The organism is Amycolatopsis sp. TNS106 (assembly GCF_019330265.1).
In the GTDB taxonomy this organism is placed as follows: domain Bacteria; phylum Actinomycetota; class Actinomycetes; order Mycobacteriales; family Pseudonocardiaceae; genus Amycolatopsis; species Amycolatopsis lurida.
This window is the reverse complement of the sequence record NZ_CP024972.1, coordinates 4,715,017-4,737,974: the sequence shown is the minus strand read 5'-3', so window position 1 is coordinate 4,737,974 and position 22,958 is coordinate 4,715,017. Positions and strand designations below refer to the sequence as shown.

The following is a 22,958-nucleotide window of genomic DNA, read 5'->3' as shown; positions in this document are numbered from 1 at the left end:
TCTCGTTGCCCGGGGGAACTTGTCGAAAAACGTGAAAACCTTTTGGTGTCGCCGGTGGCCGAAGTGGCCCGTGGATCACCTCGAAGAACGGTGGCCGGCCGGTGGGGAACAGGGGCCCGCCCGAAACCCGCCTCAGCCCTCGCCTGTGGGGAGCAGCTCCCGCAGCATGGCCAGCAGCTCCCGCCGGTCTCCGGCGCCGAGTTTCCCCCGGATCCGCGCCATGTGGTGCTCCACGGTCTTCCCCGAGATGAACAGTTCGCTCCCGGCCTGCTTGTAGGTCCGCCCCTCGACGACCAGCCGGGCGACCTCCAGTTCCCGTTCGCTCAGCGTGCTCAGCCCGGTGGCCGCGGTGGGTTCCGGTGCCCGCCCTTGGAATTGCCGGGCCGCTTCGAGCAGCTGGACCATCGCCTTGCGGTCCGAGGTCCGGATCGCCGCCTGCCCGGCCAGCCGCGAAGCGTCCCAGCAGAGGCCGAGTTCGTGCAGCTCCGAAGAGGACGCGGTGATCGCCTCGGGATCGACGGTGCCGGTCAAGACGGCGAGCCAGCCGGTCGCGGCTGCGGCGAGTGCGGCCGGATAGCGGCCGCAGGACGCGAAATCGTCGAGTGCGGCCAGATGTTCGCCCGCCGACGCGTGATCCTCGACGGTGATGGCGGCGTGCAGTTCGTGCCAGCGCAGGGTGGCTGTCCACAGTGGAGGATTGCCGAGCGCGTCGAGTACGGTGTGCGCCCGTTCGAGCAGGCCTGCCAGTTTGGCGCCCGCGCCGCCGCGAGCGGCCGCGATCGCGAGTTCTCCCAGCGGCAGCAACGAATACAGGTCCGGCTGCTGGCGCATCGACGCCTGGTATGCCCGGTCCCAGGAACGTTGCAGACCGGGAAGATCGCTCGCCCGCCGCGCCAGGCCCAGTTGCAGGGTGGCGGCGAAAAGTTCGTCGCGTGCTTCGAGACCGTCCGGCGGCATCAACGCCTCGGCGGCCGTCTTGAGGTCGCCCGCGGTCATCGCGACCCAGCCGAGCAGCAGCCGGTGCCGTTTCGCGAGCAGGTCGCCGCCGATCCGCCCGTCCACCGCGCGTCTCAGCACCGACTCGGCCAGCGCGAGTTCGCCGGAATGCAGGCCCACCAACGCCGCGAGGGCCGCCGGGCTGTCCGGGAGCGGAGCGGGCGCGCCCGCCGATTCGAGCATCGAGGCCGCGCCCAGCAGGGCCGACAGTGTCTCCGCGCCGCAGCCGGACACCGAGCCGGTGATCGCCCGCGCCATCCGGGAAGCGGCGCCCGCGAACAGGGTCGGGACTTCCGGAGTCTCCAGCACGCCTCGGGCGGCTTCGAGTTTTCCGGTGCCCAGCAACGCGATCGCGGCGAACGCCTTGGAGCCCGCCCGGCCGGACCATTGGTACAGCTCCGCGCTGTGCGCGAGTTCGCCGCGATGCGCCAGCACGGTCGCCGCCACTTCGGCGCCCGCGGCCCTGGCATCGGTATCCGACGTGCTGCCGAGCATGCCGTCGCCGAGCCGGAGCGCGGTGTCGAGGTCCCCGGCCAGCGCCGCGGCGTGCGCCCAGCCGACGGTGAGCGCCGCGCCGCGCCCACCGGCCTCGGACGCGGCTTCGTAGAACCGCGCCGCGAGTTTCGTGTCGTCGGACATCGCCTCACGGGCGGCCGCCTCGAAGGCCGCCGCCGCGCTCGCGCCCGAACTTCCCGTCCCCAGCAGGGAACGAGCGAGCTCCAGCACCGGAAGCCCGTCCCGCAGCTGGAGTTCGACCAGCCGCTGCAGCACCGTCAGCCGGCGTCCTGGCGAACCCCAGGTCCGGATGGCTTCGGCGGCGATCGGCAGCAGGACGTCGTCCTCGCCGAGCAGACCGGTCGCCCTGGCACTGTCGAAGACCTCGGGCAGCCCTTCGCGATCGCGGTTCAGCAACGCCGCCAGCAGATCGAGATTGCGGCCGGCGCCCGCTTCCGCCGCGATCAGGTACCGGTGCACGTCGTCGTCCAGCTGCTCCAGTTCGCCGCGGAAGTCCGCGAGCCTGCCGGTGACCGCGCGGAGCACGAATCCCGGGACACCGCCGGTCCTGGCGTGCACGTCTTTCGCCGTGGCCGCGTCGCCACCGGCGTGCTCGACGAGCCGGCGGACGTCGTCGACGCCGAACGCGCCCAAGGCCACCGACCTCCCGAAGGAATCGGCGAGCACACGCAGCGTCGTCGTCCGCGCCGCCGGCCGGAAGGCCAGCACCACGGGCGCCGTGGTTTCTTCGGCCTGTGCCTTGATCTTCGCGAGCTCGTCGTCGTCGAGCTGATCGGCGTCGTCGACCAGCAGCGCTTCGACCCCCGCGTCCGCGTAGTGACGTCCGAGCTGGCCGAGCAGATGGGTCTTGCCGTGCCCGCCGGGGGCGACGACGGTGACCCGCACCGGGAGTTCCGGGGCGGTGGTCACCTCGTCGAGCAGGCGCCGGGCACCCGGATGGATGATGCCGGGCTTGTCGAGCAGTGCGTTCAACAGCGACCTTCGGGGGTGGACGGCGTGGCACCGGGGGTGGGCGGCGCGCACGAACTCGAAGTGGTGGGAGGGGCTTCGGGACCCTTGTCCGCGGTGGCTTCTCGAGTGGTCAGGGTGAGCAGCAGGGTGCTCGCGGCCAGGACCACGACCGCGGCCCCGGCGACGAGAGGCTTGCGCCGGCTGAGCAGTTTCGCCGCGCCGGTGCGTTCTGGCAAGGGGAAGGGCGTGATGTCCACCGGCGGCCGTTCGGGTCGCTCGGTGAGCTCTTCGGGCACGTCGACCCGGGGGAGCAGGGTGGTTTCGATGGTCGCGACGGCCCCGCCGGGTTGAGGAACGTCACGTCGCGCGGCGATGTTGGCCGCCCCCGTCGCGATTGTCAGCACCGGGTCGCTCGAAGCGAAAAGGGGGCACGGGGGCCGGCCGGGAACCGGCGGGGCCTCGCCGCAGAGCACGATGCCCGCCAGCGCCTGGGGCGGGATCCCGGCGCCGTGGGCGAGTTCGAAAACCTTGCCGACGGCCTCGGCCGGCTCGACGCCCTCCACCGTTTTGACCGGCTGCCAGCCCTTGATCCCGGCGGCGGCGATCGTGACCACCGCGCCGTCCGGGCCGAATTCGCACACCCCGGCCGTGACGTCGCCGTGCGGCGCGAGGTACGCGTGCAGGGCCGCGACCGGCGCCGCCACCAGCCCGGCACGGGGGAAGCCGGCCTCGGCCAGCGCGCGGCGCAGCAGGTCCCGGCGGAACGAACCCCAGCCGACGGGATGCGTGAGCACGATGTGGCCCGGTTTCTCGCCGAAGCGTTCGGCCGCCTGATCCACGGCGGCGTCGACGAGGACCGCGCTGAGGGATTCGGGCGGGAACCGCTCGCCGCCGACGATCACGGGGACGTCGTCGCCGACCCGTTCGTGGAATCCGGTGAGCAGGCGGGCGGGCGCGGACCGGCCCGCCTCGACCGCGGCGTCCCCGGTGAGCAGGTAGCCGTCGTCGTCGAGGAACACCGCGGACGCCGCCGCCGGGCCCCGCGCGCCGAGCCACGACGGCTCGGGCACACCCCAGCCGTCGCCGGAGTCCACGCAGGTGGCGGCGGTGGTGCGGGTCGAGGCGATATCGATGCCGAGGACGTAGGGCAACGAGCATCCTCCTTCGCTTGACCAGCCCCTAAGGACCAAATAGGGCCACTCACCTGAACGGCTTGACCCATCCGGGTGAGGGTTGGCATTAAACCCAACCGAGTGCGTCTCGGTTAAGCCCCTAACGCCCTAACGATGTCATACCGATCCCCTATTGGCTGAGTGAGTGACGACCAGGAGTGATCCCCGATGTGCCCAGTGGCACCGGCTCACTAGCTTCGGTGACCTGCGCTCAGCCGTGCCCTCCGGCCGCTGTGCTTCCCCATCGACCTAGACCTTCAGGAGAGTCCTTCCATGGGTTCCGTCCAGACCCTGCACGACTTCACGCTGAACCTGCTGAACGACACCGCGGCCCGTACGGCGTTCGCCAACGACCCGCAGCAGGTGCTGGCCGACGCCGGCCTCGGTGACATCAACGCCGCCGACGTGCACGAGGTCGTCCCGCTGGTGCTCGACTTCGTCCCGGTCGACACCGCCACCGGCCTCACCGGAACCGCCGCGGCCACCGCCGACAACCTGGCGGGCTTCGGCGGCGTCACGAACGTCGTCAACGGCACCGACGGCGAGTGCGCCGACGGTGTCCAGGGCGCGATCGACCAGCTCACCGCGCTGACCGCCGGCCTGCCGGTCGCCGTCCCCGGCGCCGACGCCCTCCCGGGTCTGCCCGAGGCCGGTCTCCCGGGTGTCCCGGCCGTGCCGGGCCTGCCGGAGCTGGGCCTGCCCGCCGTCCCGGCCGTGCCCGCCGTGGGCGACCTGCCGGTCGACGTCCCGGGTCTGCCCGCCGTCCCGGCCGTCTCCGACGTGACCGACGTGTCGAACGCCGCCGCGGGCGTCACCGCCCTCGCGCAGAACACCGCCGGCAGCTTCGGGCTGACCGGCGACCTTTCGCGTGGCCTCGACGCCGCTTCCCTCGGCCAGGCCGGCGACATCGCCAACGGCGCCGTCGACACCGCGACCGGCCTGGTCCCCGAGGTCCCGGCCGTGGACGCCGTCCAGGTTCCGGCCGTCGACTCGGTGCCCGCCGTCGGCGACCTGAGCAGCGACCTGCCGCGCACCGACGGTGGCGCGGGCGACGCCCCGGACTTCCTGTCCGAGGTGGGCGACCTGACCAGCACCATCGGTCACGTCGACGTCGCCGACGTCACCACCAAGGTGCACGACATCGCGAACAACTACGGTGACGTCGCCAACAACCACGGCGACGTGTCCGGCGCGGTCGCGGGCAACGTGGCCAACGAGGTCGCCAACGTCGCGAACCACGCGGGTGTCACCGAGGTCCACGACACGGTTTCCGATGTCACCAACACCATCGGCAACATCGGTGACGTCACCATCGGCGCCGGCGACATCGCGTCGAACAACGACATCCACATCGGCTGATACGAACATCTTTCAGCTTTGTGTCAGGGCCCCGCGACCGCACCAGGTCGCGGGGCCCGCACGGCGTTGTTGGCCCATGCCACATTGATTCCGCGCTTGGTTAAGGGAACACTGCATCCCCGTGACAGCCCCCGCCTGGCTCGACGTGCTCAACGAGACCTTGGACGCCTGTGCCGCCCACGGTCGCGCCGACCTGGCCGAACGACTCCGGCGCAGACGCGACCAGCGGGCGCCGGGCACCCGGATCGCGGTGGTCGGTTTTCCCAAGCAGGGCAAGGGTTACCTGCTCAACGCGCTGGTGAACGCGCCGGTCTGCGCGGTCGGGGACGCGAGTACGCCCGCCGTTCCCACGGAGATCGGCTACGCCGCCGATCCCGCCGCGACCCTGGTCGGGCATGCCAGGGAAAGCGTGCCGGTCGGTGACCTGGCCAAGGAACTCGAAGTCCGGCCGCCCGGATCCCTGCGCCGGGTCGAAGTCGGCCTGCCGCGCGAACTGCTCGGCACGGGACTGGTGCTGGTGGACACCCCGGCGATAGGGGATCCCCGGTCGCCGCGGACCGCCGCCACCCTCGACGTCCTCGCCGACGCGCACGCGGTGATCCTCGTCTCCGACGCGACACAGGAACTCCAGCCCGCGGAACTCGCGCTGGCGAGGCATATCCGCACCTGGTGCCCGGCGCTGGTGCTGGCGCTGACCAAGATCGACGTGAGCCCGGACTGGCGGGAACTCGCCGCCCGCAATCGCGCCGCGCTGTCGGAGACCGGGGTCGTCGCCGACGTCTTCCCGGTGTCCGCGACGGTCCGCCAGGCCGCCGCGAAGGCCGGTGACGCCGTCCTCAACGGACGGTCCGGTTTCCCGGAACTGCTGAACTGGGTGGGAGAGCAGGCCGCGCGCCCGATCGAACGCACCCGTGCGCTCGCCGCCGCGGTGAGTGTGCGCGCGGCGGCGGTCGAGCTGGTCGAGACGCTGCAGACGCGGCTCAACGCCGTCTCGCGGGACAACGGGGTCGACCAGGTCACGCTGCTGCACCAGGCACAGCGGCGCGCCGAGGAGCTGCGGCGGCAGAACGTCCGCTGGCAGAACATGTTGTCGGACGAGATCACCGACCTGATCTCCGACGCCGAATACGACCTGCGCGGGCGGACGCGGATGATCGTGCGGCATATCGACCGCACCTTCGACGAAGGCGATCCCGTGCAGATCTGGCCGGATTTCCAGACCTGGCTGGAAGAGAACCTCGCCGAGGCGGTCGAGACGAACTACAACTGGGTGTCCGACCGGTCGGAGTGGATCGCGCAAGCGGTCGCCTCGACCTTCGGGCCGCACTACGGTCATGCGCCGGAACTACCGCTGACCGGATCCGGAGTGGACTCGATCCCCGAGGTCGGCACACCCAAGATCGAGCGGTTCAAGATCGGGCAGAAACTCTTCACCGGATTGCGCGGTTCCTACGGCGGCGTGCTGATGTTCGGCCTGGTCACCAGTCTCGCCGGGCTGCCGCTGATCAACCCGGTGTCGCTCGGCGCCGGGGTCGCGTTCGCGACCAAGAGCGTGCGCGACGAAGGCGGGACGCGGTTGCAGCGACGCCAGGCACTGGCGAAGGCCGCCGCGCAGCGCCACGTCGACGACGTGTTCATCCGGTTCAGCAAGGAGATCAAGGACGAGGTCCGTCAGGTGCAGCGGCGCCTGCGCGACCATTTCGCCGCGGTGTCCGACCGGCTCTCCGAAGAGCTGACGCGCCAACGCGAACTGATCATCGCCGGCTCCGCCGAACGGGACCGGCGCACCCAGCAGGTCAAGAAGGAGATCGACCGGCTGGCCGCCCTGCACCGGAAGGCGGGGGCGCTCGGCACCGGCGCCGCGCCGCGCCGGGAGCTTTCGGCGTGACCCCCCTGGACGTCCGGGAACTGCTGAACGAGGCCGCGGCGCAGTACCGGGATCGCCCGCACGCGGTGTCGATGCTGCGGGAATGCCTGGAGCGCTTGGAAGAACCGCTGCGGGTCGGTTTCACCGGCACACCGGGAACCGGAAAGTCCACTTTGGTCTCCGCGCTCGCGGAATGGCCGACGCGGGCGTTGCGCGAAATCGAACTGTTCGACACCCCGGCCCCCGCCGAACACGTCGACGCGACGGTACGCCTGGTGCGCCATCTCGAACCCGACGAACTCGCGGGCACCCGGCCGGTGGGCGGTTCGGCGTTCGCGCGGCAGACGGCGGTCAACTCCGTGCTGGTGCTCGGCAGGGCGGACGAGGTCGGCGCGGGCCGGATCGACGCCTTGCTCACCGCGAAACAGCTGGCGCGGCGGGCCTGGCGCGAGAACCCGGATTGCGCGGGATTCCAGGGAGTCATCGCGGTCGCCGGGCAACTCGGTTACGCGGGGCGAGCGCTGCGCGACGACGAATTCGAGGTGCTGCGGGCGCTGGCGTCGGTCTCCCGGCCGGAGCTCGAGCGGTACCTCCTGTCCGTCGATTCCTTTGTGGACGATCCGTTCCCGGTGGGGGTCCCGGCGGAATCGAGGAAGCATCTAGTGGCGCGGTTCGGGCTCTACGGGGTCCGGCTGGCGATCACCCTGATCCGCACCGGCTGCGAGAACAGACTGAAACTTTCGGCGGAACTCGTGCACCGCAGCGGTCTCGGCGACCTGAGGGACACGCTCGCAGGGTGCTTCGTCGCGCGGGCAGAGGCGTTGAAGGCGCGCACGGCGGTAGTGCGGCTGGAAGGTCTTCTCGCCGCGGAACCCCTGCCGCACGGCGACCGGCTCGCCGCGCGGGTGGAGCGTTTCGCCGCGGCGGCGCACGACTTCCGGGAGCTGCGGCTCATCGCCGGTATCCGCGGCGGCCGCACGGCGCTGACCGGAGAGGTCGCCGAGGAGGCCGTCCGGTTGCTCGGCGCCCAGGGACTGGCGCCCACCGAGCGGCTCGGTCTCGAGCCCGACGCGGATCCGGCCGAGATCCACGCGGGCGCGGAAAGCGCGCTCGTCCGCTGGCGGCACGAGGCGGAACGACCCGACGCCGCGCACGCCGAACGCGCGGCCGCCCGGGTGATCGTGCGCTCGGTCGAAGGGCTGCTCAGCCTGTTCGTGGCTTGACACCTGCCGGTCACCGGGCTGATCGCCGACCGGCACACCAGGCTCGTGCTCGCGGGTCAGGCGTTGCCCAGCACCCGGGTCACGGTGATCTCGACGACCACGCGCTCCGGGTTCGGCTTGGGCTGCCGGTAGCGCGCGGCGTAACGGTTCTCGGCGTCGCGCACCGACTCCGGGTCTTCGCGCAGCACCGCGCGTCCCTCCAAAGTGGACCAGCGGGGCCCGTCGATCTGGCAGGCGGCGACCGGAATGCCCTGTTCGCCCGCTTCCTTGATCAGGCGTGCCTTCTTGGACGAGCGGAACGTGATCACCCTGGCGATCCCGGCCTCGAAGTCCACCGTGACCCCCACCGCGACGACATGCGGGGTCCCGTCGGGGCGGACCGTGGTCAGGGTGGCGAGGTGCCGTTCGGTCCAGAAGTCCCGGAAGGATTCGCCGCGCGCGCTCAGGTCGATCGTCATGGGGTCAACGCTAAGGCACCCGTCACGCAAGCGTCATTTGAGGTAATAGTAAGGAAACTTTCTTAACTCTCTTGTCTTTGCCCGATCCGGCTGTCACTCTCGAAACGCGCCGCCGCCATCAACGACGTTTCCGGAGGAGCCGATGAGAAAGACCGTTCGGACAGTGCTGGCCGCGGCCGCGCTGACCGCCGGGCTGGTCGCCACGACCGCCCCCGCCGCCGCGGTGACCAGTCAGGGGACCCCTTACCTGCCGGGCGTTCTGCGTCCGTCCGTGGCCCAGTCGGCGCAGGACGCGGCGCTCGCCAAGTACTACGACTACTGGAAGAAGAACTTCCTGACCACCAGGTGCGGGGCGGGCACGTACGCGGTCAAGGCGCCGGACGCCGACCACGCCTTCGTGGCCGAGGGTCAGGGTTACGGCATGACCATCGCGGCGATGATGGCGGGCAAGGACTCGCAGGCGCGCACGGTCTTCGACGGCATCCTGAAGTTCGTCAAGGCGCACCCGTCCGTGATCGACAAGGATCTGCACGCCGCCGAGCAGAACGAGAGCTGCCAGAGCGTCAACGGCAGTGACGCGGCGACCGACGGCGACCTCGAGATCGCGTACGGCCTGCTCCTCGCCGACAAGGTCTGGGGCAGCGGCGGTTCGGTCAACTACAAGGCCGAGGCGCTGCGGATCATCAAGGCGATCAAGCGCAGCGAGGTCAACCCCGACACCAAGTTCATGCGGCTGGCGGACTGGGCCGACAGCGGCAAGTACATCAACAGCTCGCGCTCGTCGGACTGGATGCCGGGGCACCTCCGGGCGTTCGAGAAGGCCACTGGCGACTCCTTCTGGGGCCAGGTCCGGACCCGCCAGGAGAAGGCGGTCACGCAGCTGCAGCAGCAGTACGCGCCGAAGACCGGCCTGATCCCGGACTTCGTCGTCAACACCAACTCCACGCCGAAGCCCGCTCCGGAGGGCTTCCTCGAGGATCACGACCCGCACTACGGCTACAACGCCTGCCGTGACCCGTGGCGGCTCGGCGTCGACGGGATCACCGTTTCGGGCAGCCCCGCGCAGGGGCAGGTGCGGAAGATGAACACCTGGATCCAGCAGAACACCGGCGGCGACCCGGCCAAGATCACCACCGGCTACACGCTGTCCGGGTCCAAGCTGCCGAAGGAGACGGGGCAGCACCCCTGCTTCACCGCGTCGTTCGCCATCGCGGCGATGAACGACCCTGGCAGCCAGGCCTGGCTCGACAAGCTGTGGACGTCGATCACCACCTGGTCGCCGAACGCCAAGGACTACTACGGCACCGGCATCACCGTGCAGGTCCTGATCATCCTGTCGGGGAACTACGTCGCGGTCTGACGTAACTCATGTGAAGGCCAGGTCCGTGAAGGCCTCCTTGAGGGACCCAGGGTCCCTCAAGGAGGCCTTCACGGACTCGAAGATCGCAAGCGCCAGCAGTCGCGACATCCGCGAAGCCGTGCGAAACGGACATCCATCGGACAGGATTTCAACTGTGAGTTGACCTCTTCAACAGCCAGTTGTAGCGTCGGCGACCACCTGAAGCCCCCGTGGAGGTCCGTCATGCCGTCGACGCCGCTCATCCTGACCCGAACCTGGCGCCTGGCCGTGCTCACCGGCGTGGCCGCGCTCGTCACCGCGGCCTGCGGAGGCGGGCCCGACGGGGCCGGTGGCCAGGAACCCGCCGCCCCGGGCGCGCCCGCCGCCATCCCGGACACGACCGCGCTGATCGAGTCCGTCCAGAAGGACGCCGCCGTCGCCGGCACTCTGCCCGCGAAGTACGCGCAGGCCGGGATGCTGCACCTGGCGTCGAACCTGCAGTCCGCGCCCAACAACTTCTACGCGGCCGACGGCAAGACCCCGATCGGCTACGAGGTCGACCTCGCCAAGGCCATCGGCAAGAAGCTGGGCGTCACCGTGCATCACCAGGACATGGCGTTCGGTTCGCTGATCACCAGTCTCCAGTCCGGCCGCGTCGATCTCACGATGGCCGCGATGAACGACACCAAGACCCGCCAGGCGCAGATCGATTTCGTCGACTACTTCTCCTCGGGCATCACGATCATGGTCCGCAAGGGCAATCCCGACCGGATCACCGGCGCGGACACCCTGTGCGGCAAGAACGTCGCGGTCGTGCAGGGGACGAGTCACCAGAAGTTCGCCGAAGAGCAGAACGGCAAGTGCACGCAGGCGGGCAAGCCGGCGCTGACCGTGACCGCGACCGATTCCGACACCCAGAACCAGAACCAGCTCCGCACCGGCCGGGTCGCCGCCATCCTCAACGACCTGCCCAGCGCGGTCTACATCTCGCGGACCGCGGGCGAGGGCAAGTTCTTCGAGGTCGTCCCCGGTGAGCCGATCAACGGCGGGCCGTACGGGATCGGCGTCAACAAGGAGAACAAGCCGCTCGCGGAGTCGATCCAGAAGGCGTTGCAGTCCCTGATCGCCGACGGCGGCTACGGCAAGATCCTGCAGGCCTGGGGCGTCGAGCAGGGCGCGGTCAAGGAGGCGAAGCTCAATGGCGGGAGCTGAGCCGCTGCCGATCGTCCGGCTGAGGCACTGGGGCCGCTGGGTCAGCGCCGTCGTCATCCTCGCGCTGCTGGTCCTGCTCGGGATCGCGCTCGCGAACGCACAGATCCAGTGGGACTCCGTGCCGGAATTCCTGTGGTATCGCGTGATGGCGGTCGGCCTGCTCAACACCGTGCTGCTCGCGGTCATCGCGCAGGGATCGGCGATCGTCATCGGGATCGTGATCGCCCTGATGCGCCGCTCGGCGAATCCGGTGGCGCGCTGGTTCGCGGCGGGCTATATCTGGCTGTTCCGGGGGCTTCCGGTGCTGCTGCAGATCCTGATCTGGTACAACCTGGCGCTGGTCTTCGAGTTCATCTCGATCCCGCTGCCGTTCGGCGGTTACCTGCTGCACGAGCAGACCAACGTGCTCATCACCGCGTTCACCGCCGCGCTGCTGGGCTTGGCGCTCAACGAAAGCGCGTACATGGCCGAGATCGTCCGCGCCGGGCTGAACAGTGTCGACAGTGGACAGACCGAGGCGGCGAAGTCGATCGGGATGTCGCCGGGCGCGACGCTGCGCCGCGTGGTCCTGCCGCAGGCGATGCGGGTGATCATCCCGCCGACCGGCAACGACTTCATCAACATGCTCAAGGGGACGTCGATGGCGTCGGTGATCGGCGTGACCGAACTGATCCACGCCGCCAACAACATCTCGTCCAACAACCTGCTGGTGATGGAGACCCTGCTGGCCGCCGCCGTCTGGTACATGGTCGTGGTGACCGTCGCCGGGGTCGGGCAGCACTATCTGGAGCGGGCCTTCGATTCCGAAGACCGGTCACGCGGTCCGTTCTCCCGTGCCGCCAAGGCGTTGCGCACCGCGCCGCTGCTGAGGAGGGAACGTGTCTGAGCCACTGCTGAAGGCCGTCGGCGTCCGCAAGAGCTACGGACACACCGAGGTACTGGGCGGGATCGACCTCGAAGTCCACAAAGGACAGGTGGTCTGCCTGCTCGGCCCGTCGGGCGCGGGGAAGAGTACCTTCCTGCGCTGTGTCAACCATCTGGAGACGATCGACGCCGGCCAGGTCTGGGTCGACGGCGAGCCGATCGGTTTCCGGCTGCGCAACGGCAAACTGTACGAGCTGAAGGAACGCGAGGTCGCCCGGCAGCGACGCGACATCGGCATGGTGTTCCAGCGATTCAACCTGTTCGGCCACCGGACGGCGCTGCAGAACGTCGTCGAAGGGCCGGTGCGGGTGCTCGGGCTGAATCCTGAGGAAGCGCGCGTCCAGGCGCTCGAACTGCTCGACAGGGTCGGCCTCGCGCACCGCGCCGACGCCTACCCGGCGCAGCTGTCGGGCGGGCAGCAGCAACGGGTCGCGATCGCCCGGTCGCTGGCGATGAAACCGAAGCTGATGCTGTTCGACGAGCCGACGTCGGCGCTCGACCCGGAACTCGTGGGCGAGGTGCTGGCGGTGATGGGTACGTTGGCCGCGGAGGGGATGACGATGGTCGTGGTGACGCACGAGATGGGGTTCGCGGCCGAAGCCGCGGACGAGGTGGTGTTCATGGCCGACGGCGTGGTCGTCGAGACCGGGCCGCCGGGGGAGATCCTGAGCGCTCCGAAGCACGAGCGGACCAAGCAGTTCCTGGCACGGGTCCTCGCATGACGCGGATCTCCCCGCGGTACCTGCTGCAGTTCGACGAGCCGGCCGGGTACCTCGACTTCGCGCGCTTCGGCCCGCCGTCGCACGCCGTGCTCGACACGACGGCGAGCCTGCTCGACGCCTCCACCAAGGCCGGTCCCTCGACCGTGGACGACCTGATGCGGCAGGAGACCAGGGCCAAGGCCGCCGCCGCGCGGCTTTCCGGCAGCGACACCGACCACACGGTGCTGCTGCCGCACACCAGTCTCGGGTTGTTCCAGGCGGCGTTCAACGCGCCCGGCGGCGAGGCGCTGGTGTCGGCGGCGGAGTTCCCGGCCAACACCTATCCGTGGGCGCGGGCCGAACAGGCGGGACGGTTGACCGTGCGGCGGCTGCCGCTGGGGAACGTCACCGCGGACGCGGTCAAGGCGGCGCTGACGCCGGAGACGTCCCTGGTCAGCGTGAGCGCGGTCGACTTCCGGTCCGGGTACCGCGCCGATCTCGCGGCGCTCCGGGAGGTGGTCGGCGACAGGCTGCTCGTCGTCGACGGGATCCAGGGCTTCGGGGTGACCGAGGCGCCGTGGGAGGTCGCGGACGTGCTCGTCGTCGGCGGGCAGAAGTGGCTGCGGGCGGGCTGGGGCACCGGCTTCGCCGTGCTGTCCGACCGCGCGCTGGAGCGGATGGAACCGATCCTCTCCGGCTGGACCGGCGCCCGCGATCCGGGGCTGTTCGACGACGAGATCCATCCGGCCGACGAGACCGCGGCCTCGTGGTCCCTCTCGAACTTGAGCCCGATCACCTCGGGCGCGTTCGCGGCCGCGCTGGAACTGGTCGAGGAAGCGGGCGTCGGAGCCATTGCCGGACGCATCGCCGAACGGGTCGGAGAACTCGAAGCGGCCGTGAAATCCGTTGGCGGGGAAGTGGTTTCGGCCGTCGACCGGCGGGCGGGGATCCTCGCCTTCACGCTGCCGGGGCACGCGGCCGAACACGTGGGTACCGCGCTGGCGAACGCCGGGATCGCCGCGACCGTGCGGCCGGAACACGTCCGGCTGTCGCCGCACGCGTCGACTCCGGCGAGCGCGGCCGAGCAGGTGCGGACGGCGTTGGATCGGCTGAAGAAGCCGGTCACGGTGTTCGAAGCGCCGGTCGTCGCTTCGGCGGCTTCGGGGGATCTGCTCACCGCGCTCGTGCCGGCAGTGCACGCGCTCGCGGCGATGCTGGGGCCGGGCAACGAGGTCCTGTTGCACGACCTGAGCAGGCTGCCGGATTCGATCGTCGCCATCGCGGGCGACCTCACCGGCCGGACGGTCGGCGGGCCGATGACGGATCTGCTGCTGGGCCTGGTCCGCCGCGGCACCACGCAGGACCTGACGAACTACGAGACCCACGGGCCCGACGGCCGGGCGATCCGGTCCTCGACGCTGTTCCTGCGGGACGCCGACGGGGTCGCGATCGGCTGCCTGTGCGTCAACCGGCTGTCCGACGGCGCGCCGAAGGCCAACGGGCACGAACCCGAGACGTTCCCGCCGGACGTCGACAGCCTGCAACGGTTCCTGGTCGGGCGCGCCGTGGCGAAGGCCGGGATCCCGGTGGACCTGATGAAGAAACGGCACAAGGCGGCCGTGGTCCGGGAACTGGACGAGGCTGGGTTCTTCCTCATCAAGGACTCGGTGGACCACCTCGCCGGGGAACTCGACGTCACGCGGTACACGATCTACAACTACCTGAACGAGATCCGGGCGGGCGGAACCGCGTGACTCGCGTGATTGGAGGCGTAACACGGTGTTCCGCCTCCAATCACGTGAGTTACGGCTCCAATCACGCGAGTTACGTGAACGGGCCTAGCCCAGGAAGGACTCCACGGCGTCGGCGGCCTTGTCGATGCCGCCGTTCCCGCGCGTCTCGGCCTGGACCTCGGCGAGCCGCGCGGCCACCTCGGGCGACCCGGCGACCCGCTCGACGGCGGCCCGCAACGTCGAGGCCGTCACCTCGTCGGCCGGGAGCTGCTCGCCGACCCCGAGTTCCGCCAGTTTCGCCGCGTTGCCGAAGCCGTCGGTGGCCAGCGGGATCGCGACGGTCGGCACGCCGTACCACAGCGATTCCGTGCTGCCGCCCATGCCGGCGTGCGTGATGAACGCCGACGCGGCCTCCAGCACGGCGAGTTGCGGCACGAACTGACGCACCTCGATGTGCTCGGGCAGCGGCCCGAGCGCGGCCGGATCGGTCTGGCCGATGGAGATGACGACGTGCCAGTCCGAGTCGCGGAAGCCGTCGACACAAGCGCGGAACAGGTCGAGCTGGTCGGTGAAGGCCGTGCCGAGCGACATCAGCAGGACCTTCCTGCCGTTCGACGGCGGGGTCCAGCTTCGGTCGGCGAGGCGTTCCGGGTCCAGCGCCGGGCCGACGAACCGGACCGACGACGGCACGCGCTCGACGTTCGGCTGCATCGCCTTCGGCAGCAGCGCGAGCACCTGGGGCGGGTGGGAGATCCAATCCCAGGCGTCGGCCTCGATGCCGTGCTCGTGCAGCCACCGGGTGAACGTGGCGAAATAGTCCTTTCCGGACGGTGAGGTCCGGATCGCGGTCAGCATCTCGCCCATGTCCTCTTCGTAGCCTTCCCAGGCGACATACGTCGGGGAAAGCTGCACCGCCGGAACGTCGTAACGCCTGGCCAGCAGCGGAGCCGGGAGGCCGCCGATGTCGTACAGCAGCAGGTCCGGGCGGTTCTCGTCGTAGAAATCGGTGAGCACCGGCATCGACTGGATGCCCTCGTCGAGGAAGACCCGCATCTGCGACGCCGGATCCTCCGGCCACGCCGCCTGGTCGCCGAGCGGAAGGATCGACGGATGCGGGACGACCTCGGCCCCGGTCGGCTCGATCAACCCGGTGAGCGGCTCGCCCACGGCGTAGGTGACCCGGTGCCCCCGAGCGACCAGCTCACGGATGATCGCCAGCGACGGATAGACATGACTCGGCGCGGTGCTGCCGATCATGGCGATGTGCTTGTTCTGCATGATGTCCTGTCTGAATTCGTGAAGGAACGTCAGACGGCGCGCAGAAAGGGGGCCCACCCGATCGCGGGCGGCCCTGCGGTCACGCCGTCTCAGGCGGTGCGCATGCGGATGCGGCAGATCATGATCGACAGCCTAGCGAGTCCCGCCTGGCCTCCCAACCGATTAACCGGTTGCCCGGTTTGCCGCGATCGGGACCCGCCGTTGGTAGGGACCTTCGCCGGAAGCCTTCCGCAGGTCATGGACGTGGATAGGGTTTCGGGGCTTTCACCTTTGGAGGGAAAGGGAGAAACCTTGAGACGTGTGCTCATCACCGCGCTGGCCGTCGCCACGCTCGCGTCGGTCGCGGTGACCGCGCCCGCCGTCGCCGCGGAAGAGACGCAACCCGCCGAGACGATCACCTGGGGCGCTTGTACCGACGAGACCTTGATCAAGGCCGGTGCCGAATGCGGTTACCTGCCCGTTCCGCTGGACTATTCGCGGCCGCGCGGCGAGAAGATCCAGCTCGCGCTCAGCCGCGTCAAGCACAAGACACCCGACGCGCAGTACCAGGGCGTCATGCTCACCAACCCCGGCGGCCCCGGCGGTTCCGGGCTGCTGCTCGCGACCCGCGGGACGCGCGTGCCGAACCACGCCGGCGACGCCTACGACTGGGTCGGTTTCGACCCGCGCGGTGTCGGCTCCAGCAAACCCGCGCTTTCGTGCATCCCGAACCACATGGACTACAACCGGCCGAACTACGTGCCGACGACGCGGCAGCTGGAGAAGACCTGGCTGCAGCGTTCGAAGTCCTACGCCGACGCGTGCGCGGAGAAGAACAGCCGCGCGCTGCTGGAGAACATCAAGACGACCGACACGGTCAAGGACATGGAAAGCATCCGCAAGGCGCTCGGTGCGGAGCAGCTGAACTTCTACGGGTACTCCTACGGCACCTATCTCGGCCAGGTGTACGGGACGTTGTTCCCGCAGCACGTCCGCCGGATGGTTCTCGATTCCACTGTGGACCCCCGCAATGTCTGGTACCAGGCCAACCTGAACCAGGACGTCGCGTTCGACGTCAACCTCAACATCTGGTTCGGCTGGGTGGCGTCGCACGACGCCGTCTATCACCTCGGCAAGACCCAGGCCGCGGTGAAGCAGGTCTTCGACGAGCAGCTGAAGAAGCTGGCGGCGGTTCCGGCGGGCGGCTACATCGGGCCCGACGAGTTCCTCGACGTGTTCCAGCAGGCGTCGTACTACCAGCTGCGCTGGACGCTGCTCGGTGACGCGCTCGCGAAGTTCGTCAACAAGGGCGACTGGCAGACGATGAAGGGTCTCTTCGAGGCCTTCGGCGGCCGAGGTGACGACAACGGGTACGCCGTCTACCTCGCCGTCCAGTGCACGGACGTGAAGTGGCCGCCGAGCTGGCAGCAGTGGAAGCGCGACAACTGGCGCACGTATGAGAAGGCGCCGTACTTCACGTGGCAGAACGCTTGGTTCAACGCGCCCTGCCTCTACTGGCCCGCGAAGCCCGGCAAGCCGGTCAAGGTCGACGGCTCGAAGGTGCCGAGTGTGCTGATGATCGGTGAGACGCTCGACGCGGCGACGCCGTACGAAGGCAGCCTCGAAGTGCGTAGCCGGTTCCCCGGTGCTCGCCTGATCGGTGAGCCGGGCGGCACGAGCCACGCCATCACCCCGCGCGGCAACGCGTGCGTCGACAACCGGATCGCGGACTACCTGGCGACCGGGGCGCTGCCCGAGCGCAAGCCCGGGCGGACGGCCGACGTCGAATGCGCGCCGCTGCCACTCCCGGTACCGCCTCCGGCGCCCGCCGCGTCGGCCACGGCTTCGGCCCCCTCCCGGGTACCCGCCTAAGCAATGCGCGTGAAGGCCCCCTTCCCTCGGCTCAGCCGAGGGAAGGGGGCCTTCACGCGCTACGGGGTTTTGAGGGCAGGGGACTTTGTGTTACAAAGTGGGAGTGAGCTTTGTGGTTCAGAGTGCTCGAAGGGGGAAAGTCATGGCGGACGCGTTCAGCCTCCAGGGGCTGGTCAAGCGCTTCGGCGACGTCCTGGCCGTCGACGACGTCAGCGTGCGGGCCGCGCCGGGGGAGGTGGTGGCGCTGCTCGGGCCGAACGGTGCGGGCAAATCGACCACCATCGACATGCTGCTGGGCCTGAACAGGCCGGACGCCGGTCAGGTCCGCGTCGCCGGCCTCACCGCCGCCGAGGCGATGGACCGCGGGATGGTCGGTGCGATGGCGCAGAACGGGACGCTGCTGCGGGACGCGACGGTCGCCGAGCTCGTCGGCCTGTTCGCCTCACTGCACCGGAACGCGCTGCCGGTCGGTGAGGTGCTCAAACGCGCCGGCGTCACCGAATACGCGAATCGCCGCTGCGGGAAGCTCTCCGGCGGCGAGCAGCAGCGGGTGCGGTTCGCGCTCGCGCTGGTCGGCGATCCGGACCTGCTGGTGCTCGACGAGCCGACCGCCGCCGTGGACGTCGACGGGCGGCGCCGGTTCTGGGCGTCGATGCGCGAGTACACCGGCACGGGCCGCACGGTCCTCTTCGCGACGCACTACCTCGCCGAGGCCGAGGACTACGCGGACCGCGTCGTGCTCATGCGGCACGGCCGGGTCGTCGCGGACGGTCCGGTCGGCGAGGTCCGCGCCGCGGTCGCCGGACGCGTGCTGCGTGCCGTCGTCCCGCAAGCCACCCAAGCCACGCTCGCCGCGCTGCCCGGGGTGTCGCGCGCGGTGCTGCGCGCCGGGCACGCGGAGCTGAGCTGCGCCGATTCCGACGCCGCCATCCGCGGCCTGCTGCGCGAGTTCCCGCTCGCCTCGAACATCGAAATCACCGCTGTGGGACTGGAAGAAGCCTTCATCGCGCTGACCGCCGATGTAACCGAGGGGGCCTCGCGATGAACCTGAACTACCTGGCGCTGGAGATCAAACGCATCGTCCGCAGCCCGCAGTTCGCGTTGTTCACCATCGGCATGCCCTTGGCGATGTTCCTGTTGTTCGGCGGGATCTTCGGCGCCCGCGACATCGCTCCTGGCATCTCGACCGCGACGGTGACCATGGTGAACATGGCCGCGTACGGCGCCATGACGGCCGCGCTGTTCACCGGCACCCGCGTCGCCACCGAGCGCACCGACGGCTGGCAGCGCACCTTGCGGCTGACACCGATGCGGGCGCCCGGCTACCTGATGGTCAAGGTGACGGCGGGTTTGTTCGTCGCGTTGCCCGTCCTGCTGGTGATCTTCGCGGCCGGGATGATCCGCGGCATCCGACTCGAAACCGGCCAGTGGCTGACGATCTTCGGCGCACTCTGGCTCGGGGCGCTGCCCTTCGCGGTGCTGGGCCTGATGATCGGCCTGTTCGGCAAGGGCGACACCGTCCAGGCCGTGACCGGCGCGCTGATGCTGCCGCTGGGGATGTTCGGCGGATTGTGGATCCCGCTGCAGGTCCTGCCCGGCTGGATGAACACCGCGGGGCAGCTCATGCCGACGTACTGGCTCGGTGAGATCGGCCGCGCACCGGTGCTCGGCGGTTCGGGCACGCTGACCGCCGTCGCGGTGCTCGCGGCGTGGCTCGTGGTCCCCGCGCTCGTGGTGATGGCGAGGTTCCGGCTCGACACGGCGAGACTGTGAACCCGTGTTAGTTTTCCGAAGTGGCGGAGGATGAACGGGACGGCGACGAGCGGCCGATGACGCCCGAGGAGTCGCTCGCGCTCATCGCCACGCAGTCGGAGCGGACCCGGCGCGAGATCGGGCCGAATCCGGCGGTGCTGCTCGCCGTATGGGGTCTGGTGTGGCTGCTCGGCTTCGGGCTCGTCTACCTTTCCGCCCCGCCGACCGCGCTGCTGCCGATGTGGGCCGCCGGGGCGATCGCCGTCGCCGGTTTCGCCGGGGCCATGGCGTATTCGGCGATCTACGGCATCCGTTCGGGTCGCGGGGTGCGCGGGCCGTCCCGGCTCGTCGGGGCGATGTACGGGTGGAGCTGGATGATCGCGTTCGGCGGGCTGACGGTGGTGAACACCGCGCTGATCCGGCTCGGCCTCGACACCGAGCTGATCCCGTTGCTGTGGTCCGGGACCTCGCTCATGCTGACCGGCCTGATGTACCTCGCCGGCGGGATGCTGTGGCAGAGCAAACTGCAGTACGGCCTCGGGGTGTGGATCATCGCGTGCGGCGCGGCGAGCGTGCTGGCCGGAGGACCGCACAACTTCCTCGTGCTGAGCCTCGCGGGTGGCGGTGGCTTCCTGGTGGCGTCGCTGGCCTTCCTGGTGCGGGCGCGATGAGCGAAGACGGGCTGCCTCAGCTCGATCCGGTGATCCACGCACAGGCGAGGCTGCGGGTCACGGTGGCGCTGTCGAGCCTGGGGCCGGGTGACAGCATCACCTTCCCGCGGCTGCAGCAACTGCTGGACATGACACCGGGCAACCTGTCGACCCATCTGCGCAAACTCGAGGACGCGGGCTACGTCGAGATCACGAAGGCCTTCGAGCACCGCACGCCGGTGACTCTGGTCGAGCTGACCACCCGTGGCCGGGCCGCGTTCGAGGAGTACACGAAGGCCCTGCATCGGCTTCTCGAGGTGCCGGGCGATGGGCGGGCATGACCGGTGGGTCATCCACCTCGACATGGACGCGTTCTACGCCTCCTGTGAACAGCTGACCCGGCCGACCCTGAGCCGGCGTCCGGTACTGGTCGGCGGCGCGGGACCGCGCGGCGTCGTCGCCGGGGCGAGCTACCAGGCGCGCGAACACGGGATCAAATCGGCGATGCCGATGTCGCAGGCCCGGCGGCTCCTGCCGCCCAACGGGGTGATCCTGCCGCCGCGGTTCAAGCTGTACGAGCTGCTGAGCACCCAGGTGTTCGACCTCGTCGCGAAATACGCACCCGTGCTTGAACGGATCTCCCTCGACGAAGCCTTCGCGGAACCGCCTTCGCTTGCCGGTGCCTCTTCCGGTGAGGTGCGGAAGTTCGGCGCGCGCCTGCGGGAGCACATCCGGTCCGAAATCGGCCTGGTGGCGTCGATCGGGGCGGCGTCGGGAAAGCAGGTCGCGAAGGTCGCGTCGGATCTGGCGAAACCGGACGGGCTGCTCGTCGTCGACCAGGGCACCGAACGCGACTTCCTCGCGCCGCTGCCGACCAGGGTGCTGTGGGGGATCGGCCCGGTGGCGGAAGGGAAACTGCGGGCGATCGGCGTCCGGACACTCGGCCAGCTGACCGCGCTCTCCGACGCCGACGCGGTGTCCACTTTGGGCAGTGTGGTCGGGCGGGACCTGCGGCGGCTGGCCACCGGCGTCGACGACCGGCCGGTGTCCGACCGCGCGGAGCTCAAGCAGGTCAGCGCGGAGACGACCTTCGACCGTGACCTGATCGACTTGGTGAGCCTGCGCCGCGAGGTCCGCGACCTGGCCGTGCACGCGCACCGGCGCCTCGTCAACGCCGAACGGGTCGCGCGGACGGTGGTGGTGAAGCTCCGGCACACCGACTTCAGCACCGTGACGCGTTCGGAGACGATGGCCTCGCCCACCGACGAATTCGACCAGCTCGCCGCGATGGCGGAACGGCTGCTGATCGATCCGGCCGAGTTCGGCGGGGTGCGGCTGGCCGGGGTGGCGTTCTCCGGGCTTTCGGTGCCGCATCAGGATCCGCTGTTCACTCTTTCCGTTCCGGCCCCCGAGACGCCCGTGGTCGAACGAGCGCCCGCGCCGGTGGCCGTGGTGACGTCGAGCTGGCGGCCAGGGGACGACGTCGTGCACGAGGCGTACGGAACCGGGTGGGTGCAGGGCGCCGGGCACGGGCGGGTGACCGTCCGGTTCGAGACGCGCACCAGCGGGCCGGGGGTGGCGCGGACGTTCCCGCAGGAGGATCCGGCGCTGCGACGGGGAGAGCCCGGCGACTGCCTGGCCTGAGGCCCCCGTGATCAGACAGCCGACTCGTGTGATCGAACGGACGAGACGCGTGATCGGAAGGCCGACACGCGGTCAAGGCGCCGATACCCCCGTGATCAGGCGTGGCGCTGTCCAGTGACCACCCGTAAGGCAGGATGGAGGGACCTTCACCCGATCGAGGGAACAGATGTTCAGCTCCCGTGCCCGTCAGACCACCGCCCTCCTCGGCGCCGCTCTCCTGCTCGCGGGGTGCAGCAGCGCTCCGGACCAGCAACAGCAGCCCGTCACGCCCGCGGCGCCGGGGCCGAGCCAGGCGCCGGACGGGTCGTTCACCGTGGTCGCGACCGGTGACGTGCTGATCCATCCCGCGCTGACCGAGCAGGCGAAGGAGGACGGCGGCGGCAAGATCGACTACCGCCCCCTGCTGGCCGGGATCAAACCGCTGGTCTCCGGCGCCGACCTCGGCATCTGCCATCTCGAGACCCCGCTCGCGCCGAAGGGCGGGCCGTACAGCGGCTACCCGTCGTTCAGCGCGCCGCCCGAGATCGCCGGCGCGCTCAAGGACACCGGGTACGACAACTGTTCGACGGCGTCCAACCACACGATCGACCAGGGTGTGGACGGCGCGACCAGGACACTCGACGAACTCGACGAGGCCGGGATCAAGCACACCGGTTCGGCGCGCTCGGCCGAAGAGGCGAAGAAGCCGCTGATCGTCGACGTCAAGGGCGTCAAGGTCGCCCAGATCTCCTACTCCTACGGGTTCAACGGAATCAAGGTGCCCGCGGGCAAACCCTGGCTGGTCAACCAGATCGACGCCGAAGACGTGATCGCCGAGGCCAAGGCGGCGCGGAAGGCGGGCGCACAGGTCGTCCTCGCGAGTCTGCACTGGGGCACCGAATACCAGCACGACCCGACCGCCGAGCAGCGCTCACTGGCGAAGAAACTCCTCGGTGACGACTCGATCGACCTGATCATCGGCCACCACGCGCACGTCGTGCAGCCCTTCGAGCAGATCAACGGCAAATGGGTCGCCTACGGCCTCGGCAACAGCGTCGCCCGGCATTCGGAGCCGAAGGGTTCGACCGAGCAGGGCGCGGCCGCGCGGTTCCGGTTCGTGCGGGACGGCGAACGCTGGAAGGTCGACAAGGCCGAATACGTCCCGACACTGGTCCAGCTCGGCCCGCCGATCCGCCTGCTCGATCTGACCGCGGGGCAGGCCGGGAACGCCGGCGCGGAGGCGCTCAAGGCCACCGACGAGGTCGTCCTCAGCCGCGGCGCGGGCGACCGGGGACTGGCCCGCCCCGGCCGCTGACCCGACGGGACAGGGGTGGGCTCATCCCCGCCCACCCC

Annotated in this window: 19 protein-coding genes; 15 read left to right on the top strand and 4 right to left on the bottom strand. The window is 69.9% G+C overall.

Features of this window, described 5'->3' with window-relative positions; all coding sequences use genetic code 11:
- Positions 1–132: 132 nt before the first annotated feature.
- A complete protein-coding gene (locus CVV72_RS21245; protein WP_219145470.1) occupies positions 133–2,484 on the bottom strand; it encodes a helix-turn-helix transcriptional regulator in 2,352 nt (783 codons plus the stop codon).
- Positions 2,481–3,614 (bottom strand): molecular chaperone DnaK, encoded by a 1,134-nt coding sequence (locus CVV72_RS21240; RefSeq protein ID WP_219145469.1) that lies wholly within the window; start codon positions 3,612–3,614, stop codon positions 2,481–2,483. Before CVV72_RS21240 ends, CVV72_RS21245 begins: the two co-directional genes overlap by 4 nt.
- 294 nt (positions 3,615–3,908) lie before the next feature.
- On the opposite strand from CVV72_RS21240, the gene CVV72_RS21235 reads away from it, so the two are divergent.
- From CVV72_RS21235 to CVV72_RS21225, 3 genes are all read left to right on the top strand, one after another.
- Positions 3,909–4,994: an IniB N-terminal domain-containing protein gene (locus CVV72_RS21235; RefSeq protein ID WP_219145468.1), complete on the top strand. Its 1,086-nt coding sequence runs from the start codon at positions 3,909–3,911 to the stop codon at positions 4,992–4,994.
- A gap of 121 nt (positions 4,995–5,115) precedes the next feature.
- Positions 5,116–6,882, top strand: a complete 1,767-nt coding sequence (locus tag CVV72_RS21230; RefSeq protein WP_219145467.1) for a dynamin family protein — start codon at positions 5,116–5,118, stop codon at positions 6,880–6,882.
- Entirely contained in the window at positions 6,879–8,084 is a 1,206-nt protein-coding gene (locus tag CVV72_RS21225; protein ID WP_219145466.1) for a GTPase, read from the top strand. The genes CVV72_RS21230 and CVV72_RS21225 overlap by 4 nt, the downstream gene beginning before the upstream one ends.
- Positions 8,085–8,140: 56 nt before the next feature.
- On the opposite strand, the gene CVV72_RS21220 is transcribed toward CVV72_RS21225, so the two are convergent.
- A complete protein-coding gene (locus CVV72_RS21220; RefSeq protein WP_034320079.1) occupies positions 8,141–8,542 on the bottom strand; it encodes a PPOX class F420-dependent oxidoreductase in 402 nt (133 codons plus the stop codon).
- A gap of 142 nt (positions 8,543–8,684) precedes the next feature.
- Here CVV72_RS21220 and CVV72_RS21215 point away from each other — a divergent pair, with 142 nt between their 5' ends.
- From CVV72_RS21215 to CVV72_RS21195, 5 genes are all read left to right on the top strand, one after another.
- A complete protein-coding gene (locus tag CVV72_RS21215) occupies positions 8,685–9,902 on the top strand; it encodes a glycosyl hydrolase family 8 (RefSeq protein WP_219145465.1) in 1,218 nt (405 codons plus the stop codon).
- A gap of 222 nt (positions 9,903–10,124) precedes the next feature.
- Entirely contained in the window at positions 10,125–11,093 is a 969-nt protein-coding gene (locus CVV72_RS21210) for an ABC transporter substrate-binding protein (RefSeq protein WP_219145464.1), read from the top strand.
- Positions 11,080–11,979 (top strand): amino acid ABC transporter permease, encoded by a 900-nt coding sequence (locus CVV72_RS21205; protein WP_219145463.1) that lies wholly within the window; start codon positions 11,080–11,082, stop codon positions 11,977–11,979. The genes CVV72_RS21210 and CVV72_RS21205 overlap by 14 nt, the downstream gene beginning before the upstream one ends.
- A complete protein-coding gene (locus CVV72_RS21200) occupies positions 11,972–12,739 on the top strand; it encodes an amino acid ABC transporter ATP-binding protein (RefSeq protein ID WP_304511252.1) in 768 nt (255 codons plus the stop codon). The genes CVV72_RS21205 and CVV72_RS21200 overlap by 8 nt, the downstream gene beginning before the upstream one ends.
- Positions 12,736–14,472: an aminotransferase class V-fold PLP-dependent enzyme gene (locus CVV72_RS21195; protein WP_219145462.1), complete on the top strand. Its 1,737-nt coding sequence runs from the start codon at positions 12,736–12,738 to the stop codon at positions 14,470–14,472. The genes CVV72_RS21200 and CVV72_RS21195 overlap by 4 nt, the downstream gene beginning before the upstream one ends.
- Before the next feature lie 84 nt (positions 14,473–14,556).
- Here the strand turns inward: CVV72_RS21195 and CVV72_RS21190 are convergent, their stop codons facing one another.
- Positions 14,557–15,729, bottom strand: a complete 1,173-nt coding sequence (locus tag CVV72_RS21190; RefSeq protein WP_219145461.1) for a macrolide family glycosyltransferase — start codon at positions 15,727–15,729, stop codon at positions 14,557–14,559.
- A 291-nt stretch (positions 15,730–16,020) separates the two neighbouring features.
- Here CVV72_RS21190 and CVV72_RS21185 point away from each other — a divergent pair, with 291 nt between their 5' ends.
- The 7 genes from CVV72_RS21185 to CVV72_RS21155 all read left to right on the top strand — a co-directional run bounded on the left by CVV72_RS21185 (position 16,021) and on the right by CVV72_RS21155 (position 22,920).
- Positions 16,021–17,580, top strand: coding sequence for an alpha/beta hydrolase (locus CVV72_RS21185; protein WP_219145460.1), 1,560 nt, complete (start codon positions 16,021–16,023; stop codon positions 17,578–17,580).
- Between the two features lie 142 nt (positions 17,581–17,722).
- The gene (locus CVV72_RS21180) at positions 17,723–18,625 is read left to right on the top strand and encodes an ABC transporter ATP-binding protein (protein WP_219145459.1); all 903 of its coding nucleotides are present in this window, start codon (positions 17,723–17,725) and stop codon (positions 18,623–18,625) included.
- Positions 18,622–19,353: an ABC transporter permease gene (locus tag CVV72_RS21175; protein WP_219145458.1), complete on the top strand. Its 732-nt coding sequence runs from the start codon at positions 18,622–18,624 to the stop codon at positions 19,351–19,353. Before CVV72_RS21180 ends, CVV72_RS21175 begins: the two co-directional genes overlap by 4 nt.
- 20 nt (positions 19,354–19,373) lie before the next feature.
- Positions 19,374–20,003, top strand: coding sequence for a hypothetical protein (locus tag CVV72_RS21170; protein WP_219145457.1), 630 nt, complete (start codon positions 19,374–19,376; stop codon positions 20,001–20,003).
- Complete coding sequence (locus CVV72_RS21165) at positions 20,000–20,323, top strand: transcriptional regulator (protein ID WP_034320046.1); 324 nt, start codon at positions 20,000–20,002, stop codon at positions 20,321–20,323. The genes CVV72_RS21170 and CVV72_RS21165 overlap by 4 nt, the downstream gene beginning before the upstream one ends.
- The gene (locus CVV72_RS21160; protein WP_219145456.1) at positions 20,310–21,626 is read left to right on the top strand and encodes a DNA polymerase IV; all 1,317 of its coding nucleotides are present in this window, start codon (positions 20,310–20,312) and stop codon (positions 21,624–21,626) included. The genes CVV72_RS21165 and CVV72_RS21160 overlap by 14 nt, the downstream gene beginning before the upstream one ends.
- A gap of 166 nt (positions 21,627–21,792) precedes the next feature.
- Positions 21,793–22,920 (top strand): CapA family protein, encoded by a 1,128-nt coding sequence (locus tag CVV72_RS21155; RefSeq protein WP_219145455.1) that lies wholly within the window; start codon positions 21,793–21,795, stop codon positions 22,918–22,920.
- The last annotated feature ends 38 nt before the right edge of the window (positions 22,921–22,958 follow it).